At 62.3% G+C, this 15,626-nt stretch carries 9 protein-coding genes; 4 read left to right on the top strand and 5 right to left on the bottom strand.

All coding sequences use genetic code 11. The features are described from left to right. Positions 1 to 536 precede the first annotated feature (536 nt). Entirely contained in the window at positions 537 to 2,936 is a 2,400-nt protein-coding gene (locus tag ACVOMB_RS08655) for a type I secretion system permease/ATPase (protein WP_481530791.1), read from the top strand. After that, on the top strand, positions 2,936 to 4,177 hold the full coding sequence (locus tag ACVOMB_RS08650) for an HlyD family type I secretion periplasmic adaptor subunit (protein ID WP_481530790.1): 1,242 nt from the start codon (positions 2,936 to 2,938) through the stop codon (positions 4,175 to 4,177). The genes ACVOMB_RS08655 and ACVOMB_RS08650 overlap by 1 nt, the downstream gene beginning before the upstream one ends. A gap of 451 nt (positions 4,178 to 4,628) precedes the next feature. On the opposite strand, the gene acnB is transcribed toward ACVOMB_RS08650, so the two are convergent. The 3 genes from acnB to ACVOMB_RS08635 are packed head-to-tail and all read right to left on the bottom strand — an operon-like array spanning position 4,629 to position 7,892. Next, positions 4,629 to 7,220, bottom strand: coding sequence for a bifunctional aconitate hydratase 2/2-methylisocitrate dehydratase (acnB, locus tag ACVOMB_RS08645; protein ID WP_481530789.1), 2,592 nt, complete (start codon positions 7,218 to 7,220; stop codon positions 4,629 to 4,631). A 40-nt stretch (positions 7,221 to 7,260) separates the two neighbouring features. Next, positions 7,261 to 7,659 carry a type II toxin-antitoxin system VapC family toxin gene (locus tag ACVOMB_RS08640; protein WP_481530827.1) on the bottom strand — a complete coding sequence of 133 codons (399 nt, stop codon included), beginning with the start codon at positions 7,657 to 7,659 and terminating at the stop codon, positions 7,261 to 7,263. Beyond that, positions 7,659 to 7,892, bottom strand: coding sequence for an AbrB/MazE/SpoVT family DNA-binding domain-containing protein (locus ACVOMB_RS08635; RefSeq protein ID WP_481530788.1), 234 nt, complete (start codon positions 7,890 to 7,892; stop codon positions 7,659 to 7,661). Before ACVOMB_RS08635 ends, ACVOMB_RS08640 begins: the two co-directional genes overlap by 1 nt. A 529-nt stretch (positions 7,893 to 8,421) precedes the next feature. Between ACVOMB_RS08635 and acnA the strand changes: the two genes are divergently transcribed. Then, a complete protein-coding gene (gene acnA, locus ACVOMB_RS08630; RefSeq protein WP_481530787.1) occupies positions 8,422 to 11,184 on the top strand; it encodes an aconitate hydratase AcnA in 2,763 nt (920 codons plus the stop codon). A 244-nt stretch (positions 11,185 to 11,428) separates the two neighbouring features. Here acnA and ACVOMB_RS08625 read toward each other — a convergent pair whose 3' ends face one another. Next, complete coding sequence (locus tag ACVOMB_RS08625) at positions 11,429 to 11,770, bottom strand: hypothetical protein (RefSeq protein ID WP_481530786.1); 342 nt, start codon at positions 11,768 to 11,770, stop codon at positions 11,429 to 11,431. A 213-nt stretch (positions 11,771 to 11,983) separates the two neighbouring features. Here ACVOMB_RS08625 and ACVOMB_RS08620 point away from each other — a divergent pair, with 213 nt between their 5' ends. Next, positions 11,984 to 13,666, top strand: coding sequence for a long-chain fatty acid--CoA ligase (locus ACVOMB_RS08620; RefSeq protein WP_481530785.1), 1,683 nt, complete (start codon positions 11,984 to 11,986; stop codon positions 13,664 to 13,666). A gap of 298 nt (positions 13,667 to 13,964) precedes the next feature. Here ACVOMB_RS08620 and ACVOMB_RS08615 read toward each other — a convergent pair whose 3' ends face one another. Beyond that, positions 13,965 to 15,488, bottom strand: coding sequence for a calcineurin-like phosphoesterase C-terminal domain-containing protein (locus ACVOMB_RS08615; RefSeq protein ID WP_481530826.1), 1,524 nt, complete (start codon positions 15,486 to 15,488; stop codon positions 13,965 to 13,967). Positions 15,489 to 15,626 lie beyond the last annotated feature (138 nt).

Below are 15,626 nucleotides of genomic sequence, written 5' to 3'. Positions count from 1 at the left end.
GGACTCGCCACCTACTCCACTCCACCCAGCCAGACGCGACGTCTCTGCGGAAGGCGCACTGGCGCCACCCGCTGCGCTAATGGCAACTGGTTTCATATGTGATAACAGTAGGCATCAGGCCCGCGACCTTACATAGGGATAGTCTTAAAGATCGGAAGCGCCGTGGAAGCCAACTCGAACCACGCGTACTGTTGCCATCTATGTTTTCCCGGGAACAGCGAAAATCATGGATTCGTCTGCACGCACCAAACTCGATTCGCCAGCCCCGCAGCAGGATCTGCCCCGGCTACCCGGCACCAGCGCAGCTTGCGCTTCCAAAACCCCTGTACGGCTTGACGGGCATTTCTGCGCCGCATAAGGCATAAACGGCGGCATTAAAGGCAAAACCAAAACAAACACGACATATTTGGGACGAATCCTATTCGCCATTCCCCCGGCCGACCCCAGACTTCCGCTCCTCGTCGGGAGCAGTTGGCACTTTGCACTCCCGGATAAAAACCCACCTGCCGTTGCAGGCGGCTCAATCTGGAACTGCCATGACCAACCAAACTGCACCGGCTGACGAAGCCATTGCGATGACAAAAGACCAGACCAGCATCGAAGACACGCTGCTGCAAAGCGTGTCCTGGATGTGTGACCACTACGACATGAGTCGCAGCCCCGCCGCACTGGTTGCTGGTTTGCCGTGGACTGGCACGCTATCCCCTTCACTTGCACTGAAGGCACTGAGCAATGTTGGCCTGACCGGCGGCGTGATCAAGCGGGTGCTGGCGCAGCTGCCTGCGCAGGTGATGCCTATCATACTGCTGCGCAAGGGTCAAGGCGGCTGCATCCTGCTCGAACGCCGCGAAGTGCGCGACGAAGAGAACAAGCGCCATCTGCGCTTCTCGGTGATTCTTCCGGAAGTTTCAGCAGAGCCGGTGGATCTGTCGCACGAAGACCTGGACGCAATGTATTCCGGCCACGCCATTCTGGTGAAGCCACGCGCCCATGTGGACAACCGCGCTGGCGAGGCGCTGCCGCAGGCCAAGGGACACTGGCTGTTCAGCACCCTGTGGCGCTACCGCCGCTACTACCGTAGTGCCGCCATTGCCGCGGTGCTGGCGAACGTGCTGGCATTGGCGAGCATCTTCTTCACCATGAACGTCTATGACCGCGTGGTGCCCAACCAGGCCTTCGTTACGCTGTGGTCGTTGGGCATCGGCGTGATCATCGCCATGGTGTTCGAAGCGGTCATCCGCTTTGTGCGTGCACATCTGTTGGACGTTGCCGCAAAGAAGGCCGACCTGGTGCTGGGCGCCATGCTGTTCCGGCAGGCATTGTCGGTGAAGATGGAGCACAAGCCGGCCTCGTCCGGCAGTTTCGCCAACCAGCTGCGTGAGTTCGAGTCGGTCCGCGACTTCGCCACCTCAGCAACCTTGGCAGCCATCTCCGACCTGCCCTTCGTGCTGATGTTCGTCGGCGTGATCTTTGCCATTGGTGGCCCACTGGGTTGGATCCCACTGATGATCCTGCCGTTGATCATCATCATCTCGGTCAGCATCCAGTGGCCACTGGCCCGGGTGATGAAGGAGAACCTGCGTGAATCCTCGCTCAAGCAAGGCGTGCTGATCGAATCCATCGAGGGCATGGAGACGCTGAAATCCACCGGCGGTACCGCCAACATGCAGCGTCGCTGGCAGCACTTCAGTGCCTTGCAATCGGCGACGTCGATGAAGTCGCGGCGCCTGTCCAGCATTGCCACAGGTACTGTTACCCTGCTGCAGCAGCTGCAGACGGTGGTGCTGGTCATCACTGGTGTCTATCTGATCACCGCCGGCACGCTCAGCATGGGCGCCCTGATCGGCACCGTGATGCTGGCCGGCCGCGCAACCGCACCGCTGGGTCAGGTGATTGGTCTTGCCGTACGCTTCCAGCAGGCAAAGGCTGCACTGGAATCGCTGAACAAGCTGATGGCAATGCCGCAGGACCGCGATCCGGAGCAGGATTACCTGCCGGTACCGAATCTCAGCGGCCAGATTGCGCTGAAAAAGATCGGCTTCGCTTACCCGGCACCACCGATGCAGCCCAATCCGCCGGTGCTGTCGGATATCAACCTGTCCGTCGCACCGGGTGAGCGCATCGCCATTCTGGGCCGCATTGGCAGCGGCAAGTCGACCCTGCTGCGGGTGATGTCGCGCCTGTACTCACCGACAGAGGGGCAGATTTTCACCGATGGCCTGGACGTCAACCAGATCGACCCCGCCGATTGGCGCAAGGCGGTTGGTTTCGTCAACCAGGAAGCACGTCTGTTCCACGGCACCCTGCGTGAGAACGTGATGCTGGGTTGCCCGGATGCCAGCGTTGATGAGTTTGTGCGTGTGCTGCGCCTGACCGGCCTGGACCAGTTTGCTGCTTCGCATCCGCGCGGCGTCAATCTGCCCATCGGCGAGAACGGTGATGGTGTGTCCGGCGGTCAGCGCCAGCTGATTTCGCTGGCCCGTACCCTGCTTGCCCGCCCGCGCCTGTTGCTGATGGATGAGCCCACCAGTGCGATGGACGCACAGACCGAAGCACAGTTCCTTGAGCATCTGCATCGTGCAACGCAGGGCCAGACGCTGGTGGTGGTCACCCACCGCCCCTCCCTGCTCAACCTGGTGGACCGGGTGATCGTGATGGACAACGGCCGCGTCGTCGCAGATGGCCCCAAGGCCAACGTGCTCACCGCCCTGGGTGCAAACGCCAATGGCGAGGCTCGGGCGGCAACTGCGGCACCGGCACCCACCGGTGCGCCGGGAACTGCCGTTGCAACTCCCCCTGGCCCAGCTGCTGTTGCAGCCGCGGCTGCCCGCGCAGCTGCAAACGGCGATGCCTCCACATCCCCGCCCGCACCAACCATTCAGTCCGCACCCACGCGTGTGCGCCAAACCAGACCGCAACAGCAGGAGGCTCAGTGATGTTCCCTTGGAAGAAATCCAAGAAAGAAGCAGCATCCATCAGCGCCGCCGACGCGGCCTTCATGGACGATGTCTCCGAATCACTGCTTGCCCAGACCACACCGGGCTCGCGGATCGTCACCTACATGGTGCTGCTGGTCATGGTGGTCGGCATCACCTGGGCGCACTTTGCCCGTGTTGAGGAGATCACCAAGGGCGAAGCCAAGATCGTCTCCAAGAGCCGCGAGCAGGTCATCCAGAGTCTGGAAGGCGGCATCCTGGCAGAAATGTCGGTGCACGAAGGTGATGTCGTCGAGAGTGGCCAGGTGCTGCTTAAGATTGACCCTACCCGCGCCAATGCCAGCTACCGGGAAGCCTTGAGCAAGGTCATCTCGCTCAAGGCCACGATCGTCCGTCTTCGCGCCGAAGCCTATGGCGAAGCACTGGTATTCGATGACCAGGTGCGTGAGTTTGAAGATGAAGTTGCCAGCGAGACCAGGGCGTTCAACGCGCGTCGTCGTGCTCTCGAGGAAGGCGTGGCCTCGCTTGAACAAAGCTATGCGCTTTCCATGCGTGAGATCAACCTTGCCCAGCCGCTGGCTGCCAAGGGTCTGCTATCGGATGTGGAACTGCTACGCATGCGCAGGCAGGCCAACGACATCCGCTCGCAGATTGTTGAACGCCGCAACCGTTACCGTTCCGATGCCAACTCTGAGTTGGTCAAGCTGGAAATGGAGCTTTCGCAGACCAGCGAGAACCTTGTCGGCCGTGCCGACGTGGTTGAGCGCACCACCATCACCGCGCCCGTACGCGGCACGGTAAAGAACGTACGGGTCAATACCGTGGGTGGCGTCATCCAGCCCGGCGAGCACATCCTGGAGATCGTTCCACTGGAAGACCAGCTACTGGTGGAAGGCAAGATCCGCCCGTCCGATGTCGCCTTCCTGCGGCCCGGCCTGCCGGCAACGGTGAAAATCACTGCCTATGATTACGGCATCTACGGTGGCCTGAACGGCACGGTGGAGCTGATCAGTCCAGATACCTTGAAGGACGAAGAGAAAGGCGGCGCTGGTCGCCCGGACAGCACCTATTATCGGGTTACCGTGCTCACCGACAAGAGCGCTCTGGAAGCCGGTGGCAAAGAGCTCCCGATCATCCCGGGCATGATCGCCTCGGTGGAAATCCGTACCGGTGAGAAGACCGTACTGGAGTATCTGCTCAAACCCGTACTGAAGGCACGCGAAGCATTCCGCGAGCGGTAATTGCTGCAACGTTGATCATTGAATGCCGGTGCCACCTTGCGTGGTCCGGGCAAGCGCAGCGCGGCTGGGGCTCCCCAGGTACTTTCCGCCAAGAACGGTACCTCCCAGCCGCGCTGTGCTTGCCCGGGCCACGCAAGGTATTTGCATTTGTGGGAGCTGCATAAGCCGCGAAGCCAGGATCAACGAAAAGCCGCACATCCTGCAATCTGAGAATACTGGAGCTTCGCGGCTTACGCCGCTCCCACAAGAGCGAACGCAGCCCAGCATTTTGTAGGAGCAGCGTAAGCCGCGAAGCCGGGACCATCGAAACGCCGCACATCCTGCAATCTGGCAACGCATCAGCTTCGCGGCTCACGCCGCTCCCACAACAACAAACGCCGGCATTCACAGGCAACGAAAAACCCCGGCTTGCGCCGGGGTTCTCGTTCAACCTGTACTACTCAGCTACAACTCAGGCGTTGACCGAATCGGCCACGTCCTTGTAATCGCTGATCTGGTCGAAGTTCATGTAGCGGTAGATCTCGCTGCCTGCCGAATCCAGCACACCAACGTCGGCCATGTACTCTTCCTTGGTCGGGATGCGGCCCAGACGCGAGCAGATCGCAGCCAGTTCGGCCGAACCCAGGTACACGTTGGTGTTGCGGCCCAGACGATTCGGGAAGTTACGGGTCGAAGTCGACATCGCGGTGGAGCCTTCGCGGATCTGCGCCTGGTTGCCCATGCACAGCGAGCAGCCCGGCATTTCCATACGTGCGCCAGCGGCGCCGAAGGTGCCGTACACGCCTTCCTTGGTCAGCTCGGAAGCGTCCATCTTGGTCGGCGGTGCAACCCACAGACGGGTCGGGATGTCGCGCTTGCCTTCCAGCAGCTTGGCAGCAGCACGGAAGTGACCGATGTTGGTCATGCACGAACCGATGAACACTTCGTCGATCTTGGCACCAGCAACTTCGGACAGGGTCTTCACGTCGTCCGGGTCGTTCGGGCAGGCCACGATCGGCTCGTGGATGTCGGCCAGGTCGATCTCGATGACGGCGGCGTACTCAGCGTCGGCATCACCCTGCAGCAGCTCCGGGTTGGCCAGCCATGCTTCCATCTTCTCGATGCGGCGGGCCAGCGAACGGGCGTCCTGGTAACCCTCGGCAATCATCCACTTCAGCAGGGTGATGTTGCTGGTGAGGTACTCGATGATCGGCTCCTTGTTCAGGTGCACCGAGCAACCAGCGGCCGAACGCTCAGCCGAGGCATCGGACAGTTCGAACGCCTGCTCGACCTTCAGATCCGGCAGACCTTCGATTTCCAGGATGCGGCCGGAGAAGATGTTCTTCTTGCCAGCCTTGGCCACGGTCAGCAGACCGGACTTGATCGCGTACAGCGGAATCGCGTTGACCAGGTCACGCAGGGTCACGCCCGGCTGCATCTTGCCCTTGAAGCGCACCAGCACCGACTCCGGCATGTCCAGCGGCATGACGCCGGTAGCAGCGGCGAAGGCGACCAGGCCGGAACCGGCCGGGAACGAGATGCCGACCGGGAAACGGGTGTGCGAGTCACCACCGGTACCGACGGTGTCCGGCAGCAGCATGCGGTTGAGCCAGCTGTGGATCACGCCGTCGCCCGGACGCAGCGAGACGCCGCCACGGGTGGAGATGAACTCCGGCAGGGTGTGGTGGGTCTTGACGTCCACCGGCTTCGGGTAGGCAGCGGTGTGGCAGAACGACTGCATCACCAGGTCGGCCGAGAAGCCCAGGCAAGCCAGGTCCTTCAGCTCGTCACGGGTCATCGGACCGGTGGTGTCCTGCGAGCCCACCGAGGTCATCTTCGGTTCGCAGTAGGTGCCCGGGCGCATGCCCTTCCCTTCCGGCAGGCCACAGGCGCGGCCAACCATCTTCTGCGCCAGCGAGTAACCCTTGCCGGTATCGGCCGGCTGCACCGGCAGGCGGAACAGATCGGTGACCGGCAGACCCAGCGCTTCACGCGCCTTGGCGGTCAGGCCGCGGCCGATGATCAACGGAATACGGCCACCGGCGCGCACTTCGTCGAACAGCACTTCGCTCTTGACCTGGAATTCGGCGATGACTTCGCCGTTCTTCAGTGCCTTGCCGTCGTACGGACGCAGCTCGACGACATCGCCGTGCTCCATCTGCGACACGTCCAGCTCGATCGGCAGTGCGCCGGCGTCTTCCATGGTGTTGTAGAAGATCGGGGCGATCTTGGAACCCAGGCACACGCCGCCGAAACGCTTGTTCGGAATGAAGGGAATGTCTTCACCGGTGAACCACAGCACCGAGTTGGTGGCGGACTTGCGGCTGGAGCCGGTACCGACCACGTCGCCGACGTAGGCAACCAGATGGCCCTTGTCCTTCAGCGACAGGATTTCCTGGATCGGACCACGCTTGCCGTCTTCTTCCGGCACGAACGGCGCGTCGGGACGCTTGTTCTTCAGCATCGCCAAGGCGTGCAGCGGGATGTCAGGACGGGTGGTGGCGTCCGGTGCCGGCGACAGGTCGTCGGTGTTGGTTTCGCCCGGCACCTTGAACACGGTGATGGTCAGGCTCTGCGGCACTTCCGGCTTGCTGGTGAACCACTCAGCATCGGCCCAGCTCTGCAGCACGCCCTGTGCATTGGCGTTGCCGGCCTTGGCCTTTTCCTGCACGTCGTGGAATGCATCGAACACCAGCAAGGTGTGCTTCAGGCCTTCAGCGGCGATGGCGCCGACTTCGGCGTCGTCCAGCAGCTGGATCAGCGGCGCGACGTTATAGCCGCCGAGCATGGTGCCCAGCAGTTCGGTGGCGCGCGCACGGCTGATCAGCGCGTTCTTCTCGCTGCCGAAGGCGATGGCGGCCAGGTACGAGGCCTTGACCTTGGCCGCGTCATCGACACCGGCCGGCACGCGGTTGGTGATCAGATCGACCAGGAACTCGGCTTCGCCAGCCGGCGGGTTCTTCAGCAGCTCGATGACGTCGGCCGTCTGCTGTGCAGTGAGCGGCAACGGCGGGATGCCAAGCGCGGCGCGCTCAGCTACGTGGTGGCGGTAGGCTTCCAACATGACAACTCCCGGGTGTAACGGTTAAAGAATGGATGGGCTCTCAGGCTTGCGGCACGATCAGCTTCAGGCCCTTGAAGTAGTCGCGATAAAACGTGTCGTTCCAGGTGATCAGGCCGTCGCACTGCAGCAGTGCGTGGGCGCCGATCATGAAATCGTCGATGCGGCGATTGTCGCCGCTGCGCTGGCGGTGGCGGCGATGCATCTCGCCGGCACGCAGCGCGGATTTGGCTTCCAGCGGATTGAAATGGACGCCCATTTCTTCCAGCGCGCCCTGCACCTCGGCGCCGCCGCGCAGTGATGCGCAGATCTCGGCCAGGGTTGTCCCGCAGATGACCACCCGGCCGCCGACCAGCGCCTGCCGCAGGCAGGCTTCCACTGCGTCGGCACGCGGGCCGTCGCTGAGCAGTTCGATCAGGACAGGAGAATCGACGGCGATCATCATGCCTCGCCGGTCTCGTCACGGACGGTACGCACGGCCTGCTCGGCCGACTCAAACCCGTCCAGAGCGAACTTGCCGCGGGCGCGCGAGATGGCATCGTCCACGCTCTTGCGCAGGATGATACGGCTGCCATCCAGCTCAACCTTGAGCTGGGTGCCCTTGGTCAGGCCCAGCGCATCACGTACGGCCTTGGGCAAGGTGATCTGCCCGCGTTCGGCTACGGTGGCTTCCATGGGACCTCCAATGAAGTATGTACGAATTATACATACTTCGGCCGACATACCCAAAACCCGGCCACGCGTGTAGTGCCGCGCCATGCTCGGCAGCGGCTCTACCGCGAAGGCCTAAGCCGGGCATGGCTCGGCGCTACACCCCCTCCCTTTGGCGTAGCCAAGGGGAGGGCTGGGGAGGGGTAGCTCTTTGCCGGCCGACGGTGCAGTGGCTTCGCGGCTTACGCCGCCCCTACAGACCCGATTCCCTTGTTCGACTGGGATCTGCTGGTAACGCCCCTGCCGAGCGTGGCTCGGCACTACAGGTGCAGCGTGCAGCGCGCTGTGCGCTGTGCGCACACTCTCGCGCCTCGGAACCGTTACATGCGCGCAACAAGCCGTTGCCTAAACTGGTGCCAGCAAACATGAACCGAATGCAGGGTGCTTCGTCCATACTCGGACTGGCATTCATAGACAGAGCCCTTGGCTCTGAAAAGCCCGCGCAGCGCCCCGGCGCCGCCGCAAGCCATCTGTACTAAGAGGAGTCAGCGGTATGAGCGATACATTCTCCACCCGTAGCCAACTGGAGGTTGGCGGCCAGCAGTACACCTACTGCAGCCTTCCCAAGCTCGGTCAGAAGTTCGACATCTCCCACCTTCCCTACTCGATGAAGATCCTGCTGGAGAACCTGCTCCGGCACGAGGACGGCGGCCAGACCGTCGGCCCGGACCACATCGAAGCCGTCGCCCGCTGGAACCCCAAGGCCGAGCCCGATACCGAAATCGCCTTCATGCCGGCGCGTGTGGTGCTGCAGGACTTCACCGGCGTACCCTGCGTTGTCGACCTCGCCGCGATGCGCGATGCAGTCACCAAGCTCGGCGGCAATGCCGAGCAGATCAACCCGCTGATTCCCTCAGAGCTGGTCATCGATCACTCGGTACAGGTCGATGTATTCGGCCGCCCGGACGCACTGGACCTCAACGGCAAGATCGAATTCGAGCGCAACCAGGAACGCTACAGCTTCCTGCGCTGGGGCCAGAAAGCCTTCGAGAACTTCAAGGTGGTGCCGCCGAACACCGGCATCGTCCACCAGGTCAACCTGGAAAACCTCGCCCGCGTGGTGATGGAACGGCAGATCGACGGCAGCAACTGGGCCTTCCCGGATACCGTATTCGGTACCGACTCGCACACCACCATGATCAATGGCATCGGCGTGCTGGGCTGGGGTGTCGGCGGTATCGAGGCCGAGGCGGCGATGTTGGGCCAGCCCTCGTCGATGCTGATCCCGCAGGTGGTCGGCTTCAAGCTGACCGGCAAGCTGCCTGAAGGCACCACCGCCACCGACCTGGTGCTGACAGTCACCCAGATGCTGCGCAAGCTCGGCGTGGTCGGCAAGTTCGTCGAGTTCTACGGCGAAGGGCTGCAGCACCTGCCGCTGGCCGACCGCGCCACCATCGCCAACATGGCGCCGGAATACGGCGCCACCTGCGGCATCTTCCCGATCGATGCGGAGTCGCTGAACTACCTGCGTCTGTCCGGCCGCAGCGATGCGCAGATCAACCTAGTCGAAGCCTACGCAAAGGCACAGGGCCTGTGGCACGACGCCAACAGCCCGCATGCGCAGTACAGCGCCACGCTGGAGCTGGACATGGCCGACGTCAAGCCGTCGATGGCCGGTCCAAAGCGTCCACAGGATCGCGTGCTACTGGAAGACGTGCACAGCAACTTCAGCGAGGCGCTGAAGGGCCTCACCAGCCACCGCGAACAGCGCAATGGCGACGTTGCAGACTTCATCAACGAAGGCGGCGGTGCCGCAGTTGGCAACGAGCAGCTGGCCAAAGGCCATGCCGACATCGTGATCAACCAACAAGCGATGCGACTGAAGGATGGCGCGGTGGTCATCGCCGCCATCACCTCCTGCACCAACACCTCCAACCCGGCGGTGATGCTGGGCGCCGGCCTGCTCGCGCGCAACGCCGCACGGGTCGGGCTCAAGGCCAAGCCATGGGTAAAGACCTCGCTTGGACCGGGCTCGCGCGTGGTCACCGACTATCTGGAAAAGGCCGGCGTGCTGACCGAACTGGAGAAGCTCGGCTTCTTCGTGGTCGGTTACGGCTGCACCACCTGCATCGGCAACTCCGGCCCGCTGCCTACTGAAGTCAGCGCGGGCATTGCTGCAGGCGACCTGGTTGTAGCCTCGGTGCTGTCGGGCAACCGCAACTTCGAGGGCCGCGTGCATCCGGAAGTGAAGGCCAACTACCTGGCTTCGCCGCCATTGGTGGTCGCTTATGCCATTGCCGGCACCGTGCGCATCGACCTGAGCAAGGAGCCGCTGGGCAAGGGCAGCGATGGCCAGGACGTCTATCTGCGCGACATCTGGCCGAGCAACAAGGAAATCGGTGACACCATCGCCGCCACTGTCGGCCCGGAGATGTTCAAGCAGAACTACGCCGACGTATTCAAGGGCGACACCCGCTGGGCGCAGATCGAATCACCGGAGGGCCAAGCCTACGAATGGAACAGCGATTCGACGTATATCAAGAATCCGCCCTACTTCGATGGCATGACCATGCAGGTCGGCAGCATCAGCGACATCCATGGCGCACGGGTGATGGGCCTGTTTGGTGACTCGATCACCACCGACCATATCTCCCCGGCCGGCAACATCAAGAAGGACTCACCAGCCGGCCGCTTCCTGCAGTCGCGTGGCGTGCAGCCGGCCGACTTCAACAGCTACGGCAGCCGCCGCGGCAATGATGACGTGATGGTGCGTGGCACCTTCGCCAACATCCGCATCAAGAACCTGGTGTTCGGCGGTGAAGAAGGCGGCAACACGCTGTACTACGCACCGGGCAGCAACACCGGCGAGAAGCTGGCCATCTACGACGCGGCAATGAAGTACAAGGCGGACGGCGTGCCGCTGGTGGTGCTGGCCGGCAAGGAATACGGCACCGGCTCCTCGCGCGACTGGGCGGCCAAGGGCACAAACCTGCTGGGCGTAAAAGCGGTGATCGCCGAGAGCTTCGAGCGCATCCACCGTTCCAACCTGGTTGGCATGGGCGTGCTGCCATTGCAGTTCCACGACGGCGAGAACGCGCAGACGCTGGGACTGGATGGCTCGGAAGTGTTTGATGTGACCGGCCTGGAGGATGGCAAGGCCAAGACCGCCACGGTTACCGCGACCAAGGCTGATGGCAGCAAGAAGAGCTTCACCGCCAAAGTGCTGCTGCTGACGCCGAAGGAAGTGGAGTACTTCCGCAATGGTGGCTTGCTGCAGTATGTATTGCGGCAGCTGGCGAGCAAGAAGGCTGCTTGATTTGCTGCGTTGATTGTTGAGTGGAAAGAACGCCCCTTTTGGGGCGTTCTTTTTGACTGACGTTTTGCAGCCGAAGCAAGAGCACCCCTCCCCAACCCTCCCCTTGGCTGCGCCAAAGGGAGGGGGCAGAGCAGCAGCCCTCGCTTGCCTCCCTCCCTTTGGCGCAGCCAAGGGGAGGGCTGGGGAGGGGTGCCTTTACGCTCTAGAGCTTCAAAATCTTCAACCTTCCAGCAAACCCAGCAGGTCAGCCTTCCCCACCCACCGGCTCCCAATCCGCGCTGTACACCTGCCACTCACCATCCTGCTCGCGCCAGCCGGTAACCACTTCCTGCATCTGCCCGCGCTCGGGCAGCAGCCCTTGGCCGCCACCAGTCAGCAGTACAGTGAAGCGCACCGTCGCGGTTCCGCCCTCGCCCATCTCCACCCGCAACGGCCCGGTTTGGATGCCAACCTTGGCGTTGAGCAGCAACTGTCCGCGCAGCAATCGATCCATCCCAGCACGATCCAAACCTTCGTTGCCAACGAAGTCTTCGGCCACCGCATCCATGAAGCCACCGGGCTTGCCGGCCTCCACGCTTTTTTGCATTGCAGCAAAACTTTCGCGCAGGCGTTGCTCCGGTGGTTCCCGGCCACAAGCGGCCAGCAAAAGCATGATCGCCGCACAAAGCATGCAGTTGAAGACTGATCGCATCATCTATCCCTTCGCCTTTTCAATTCGGAACGGTATGCTGGCAACAATAACGCCGGTGCCCGATGATCGGGCCTGATAACTAGATCATTCCATTTCCTGGAGGGGAAGATGACGCAAGAACGTCCTTGGCTGCAGAGCTACCCGGCTGGTGTACCGGCTGAAATCGACGTCAACGAATTCCACTCCGTCGCCGATGTCTTCAATGCCTCGGTTGCCAAGTTCCGTGATCGCCCGGCGTATTCCAACTTCGGCAAGGTCCTGACCTATGGCGAAGCGGACGTTCTGGTTACCCAGTTCGCCGCCTACCTGCTCGGCGAGCTGCAGCTGAAAAAGGGCGATCGCGTTGCGATCATGATGCCCAACTGCCTGCAGTACCCGATCGCCATCTTCGGCATCCTGCGCGCTGGCCTGACCGTGGTGAACGTCAACCCGCTGTACACCGCACGCGAGCTCAAGCACCAGCTGGTCGATGCCGGTGTCTCGGTGTTGCTGGTCGTCGACAACTTCGGCGATACCGTGCAACAGGTCATCGCCGATACGCAGGTCAAGCAGGTCATCACCACCGGCCTGGGCGACATGCTCGGCTTCCCCAAGGGCCCCATCGTCAACTTCGTGCTTAAGTACGTTAAGAAGATGGTGCCGGATTACGACCTGCCCAAGGCCATCCGCTTCAAGGATGCGCTGAAGCTGGGCAAGCGCCACAGCATGCCGGTGGTCGAGGTCGACCATGACGACATCGCCTTCCTGCAGTACACCGGCGGCACCACCGGTGTAGCCAAGGGTGCGATGCTGACCCACCGCAACCTGATCGCCAACATGCAGCAGGCCTCGGCCTGGATCAGCGCCTCGGGCGTCAAGCCGGGCGAAGAAGTGATCATCACCGCGCTCCCGCTGTACCACATCTTCGCGTTGACGGCGAACGGCCTGGTCTTCATGAAGCTCGGCGGTTTGAACTACCTGATCACCAATCCGCGTGACATGAAGGGCTTCATCAAGGAGCTGAAGAACAACCGTTTCACTGCCATCACCGGTGTCAACACGCTGTTCAACGGCCTGCTCAACACCGAAGGCTTCGACGAAGTCGACTTCTCCAATCTGAAGTTCGCCCTCGGTGGCGGCATGGCGGTACAGCGCGCCGTGGCCGACAAGTGGAAGAAGGTCACCGGCGTCACCCTGGTGGAAGCCTACGGCCTGACCGAAACTTCACCGGCTGCCTGTATCAACCCGCTGGATCTGAAGGAATACAACGGCGCCATCGGCCTGCCGATCCCGTCCACCGAAGCCTGCGTCAAGACCGACGATGGGCAGATGGTACCGACGGGCGAAGTCGGCGAACTGTGCGTCCGTGGCCCGCAGGTGATGAAGGGCTACTGGCACCGTCAGGATGAAACCGACAAGGTCATGGACGCCGATGGCTGGTTGCATACCGGCGACATGGCGCGCATGGACGAGAACGGTTTCTTCTACATCGTCGATCGCAAGAAGGACATGATTCTGGTGTCCGGCTTCAACGTCTACCCGAATGAAATCGAAGACGTGTTGGCAATGATGCCGGGCATTCTGGAAGTGGCTGCCGTTGGTGCCCCCAACGAGAAGTCGGGCGAAGTGGTGAAGGTGGTCATCGTCAAGAAGGACCCCAACCTCACCGAGGAGCAGGTGAAGGAATTCGCCCGCGCCAACCTGACCGGCTACAAGCACCCGCGCATCGTCGAGTTCCGCAAGGAGCTGCCCAAGACCAACGTCGGCAAGATCCTGCGCCGCGAACTGCGGGACGCCAAGCCGGAAGCCTGAGATCGCTTCACATTGATACAAAGAGGCCTCCCTGGAAACAGGGAGGCCTCTTTTTGTCGTTTGTAGGAGCGGCGTAAGCCGCGAAGCTGGCGCATTGTCAGATTGCGGAAATTCCTGACAGCGAAGTACTGTCTGCTTCGCGGCTCACGCCGCTCCTACAAAGGCCCCGGCCGCGGGTACACCGGCTTGTGGGAGCGGCGTAAGCCGCGAAGCTCGCACATCATCAGATTCCGGAGATTTCCTGCCGGGACGCATCACCTGCTTCGCGGCTCACGCCGCTCCACAACTGCCCTTGCTGTTACGGCTGTGCGGTCTGCAGCCTGTAGCTGGCCTGGCTGCGGTATTCCACACCATTCAACGTGGTGCGCACCTCGACCGCGTGCTCACCTTCGGCCAATTTGGTCGGCAATGCAGCACGCCACAGATGGCTGGATGGCACGGCTTCAGGCGAACGGTCATAGCCACGCAACTCACCGGCAAGATCGTCGGCAATGTTCTCCACCAACAAGCGCGGATCCGCCTGCTTGACCTGCTTCATCAGCTGCCATTCGCCGCCGTCGACGCGGAATTCCACCGGCAGGCCGTCGTAGCCCATGAACACATTGGCGTAGATGCCCCAGGCCGGATACGCGCCTTGCCGCAGCACCTTCGGCGCATGCAAGGCGATCTGTTGATCGGCCGGCGCTCGGGCAACACGGTATTCAACGCTGTACTGGCCTTGCGGACGGACATTGAGCAGGCCGTAGCCGTTCGGGGTACCGTCGGCCATGGTGGTATCGGGAATGCCCTGCGCATCCTTCACCCCCGACCAGAACGCACCACACGCGGCGCCGACGTTGTATTCGTGCAGCGGCTTGACACCGTTCCAACCCTGCTCGGCTCCCCAGAACACCTGGCTCTGGTTGTGGGTGTGGCCACTGACGATCAGCGGGTGCGGCACCTGTTCCAGCAACTTGAACAGGCGCGCACGGTCTCCAGCACGATAGACGTGGTCGAACAGCGGGATATGGAAGCCCAGTACCACCAGCTTGTCCTTCGGGATGGTCGGCAAGTAGGCCTCAAGGAAGGCGAACTGATCCTCACGCAGGCCGCCGACATAAGCCGGCTTCTGGCCGGGCTGGGCGATGATGTCGTCCATGCCGATGAACACCATCGAGGCCTCTTCCCAGGCGTAGGTGTCCGGGCCGAGCTGGCGATGGAAGCTGGCCAGCGAGTCGGCGTCGCTGCTCGCGCCAAGGTCCATGTCGTGGTTTCCGGGGACGTGCAGCCACGGCACGCCGAGCGAGGTGACCGCCCTGGTCAGCGCCGGGTAGAGGCTGGGGTCGTCATTGGTGATGTCGCCCAGGGTCATGCCCAGACGTGCCTGATGCTTGCCACGCAGCGGCTCGATGATGTCGCGCTCGAAGTAGCCGACGTCCAGCGCGGTGCTGGTCTGGCTGTCGGCCAGCAACAGGGCCTGGAAGCTGCTGGGCGCGTTCTTTTCCGGCTTCAGTGCGAACGGGCGGCACTGCGCGTCACCCTCGCCTGCCTGTGGCCGCCAGATATCCGGCAGGCCATCTGCACGTTTGGCGGCACTGTAACCGGCAGGCTTGATGATGAAGATGTTGGGCTGGCTGGATGCTGGCAGCTGGTAGCGGCCGTCCTTGCCGGTGCTGACGATATGCTCGCCATCGGAGACACGGATGCCTGCCAGCGGCTTCTCGCCGGCGTCTTGTTGGCCATTGCCGTTGCTGTCGAGGAATACCGCTCCGTTGACGCAGGAGGCACTGGCGGCGAATGGCGCGCAGGCCAGCAGCAGAGCGGTCAGCAGGGATGGGCGCATGGAATCCTCGACGACAATGGGCAGGCGCCCATTATCGCCCCGGGATGCTGCAAAGGCGTTGCTGCAGGTGGCGAACGATACCTGTAGTGCCGAGCCATGCTCGGCTGGGGCGTTACCGGTAAAGCCTCTGCCGAGCAT

The organism is Stenotrophomonas sp. STEN018 (genome assembly GCF_056760235.1).
This window is presented reverse-complemented; position numbering and strand designations above follow the sequence as displayed.

Coding starts and splice junctions, on each gene's coding strand:
- ACVOMB_RS08655 (WP_481530791.1), top strand. CDS start 537: ATGACCAACCAAACTGCACCGGCTGACGAAGCCATTGCGATGACAAAA.
- ACVOMB_RS08650 (WP_481530790.1), top strand. CDS start 2,936: ATGTTCCCTTGGAAGAAATCCAAGAAAGAAGCAGCATCCATCAGCGCC.
- acnB (WP_481530789.1), bottom strand. CDS start 7,220: ATGTTGGAAGCCTACCGCCACCACGTAGCTGAGCGCGCCGCGCTTGGC.
- ACVOMB_RS08640 (WP_481530827.1), bottom strand. CDS start 7,659: ATGATCGCCGTCGATTCTCCTGTCCTGATCGAACTGCTCAGCGACGGC.
- ACVOMB_RS08635 (WP_481530788.1), bottom strand. CDS start 7,892: ATGGAAGCCACCGTAGCCGAACGCGGGCAGATCACCTTGCCCAAGGCC.
- acnA (WP_481530787.1), top strand. CDS start 8,422: ATGAGCGATACATTCTCCACCCGTAGCCAACTGGAGGTTGGCGGCCAG.
- ACVOMB_RS08625 (WP_481530786.1), bottom strand. CDS start 11,770: ATGCAAAAAAGCGTGGAGGCCGGCAAGCCCGGTGGCTTCATGGATGCG.
- ACVOMB_RS08620 (WP_481530785.1), top strand. CDS start 11,984: ATGACGCAAGAACGTCCTTGGCTGCAGAGCTACCCGGCTGGTGTACCG.
- ACVOMB_RS08615 (WP_481530826.1), bottom strand. CDS start 15,488: ATGCGCCCATCCCTGCTGACCGCTCTGCTGCTGGCCTGCGCGCCATTC.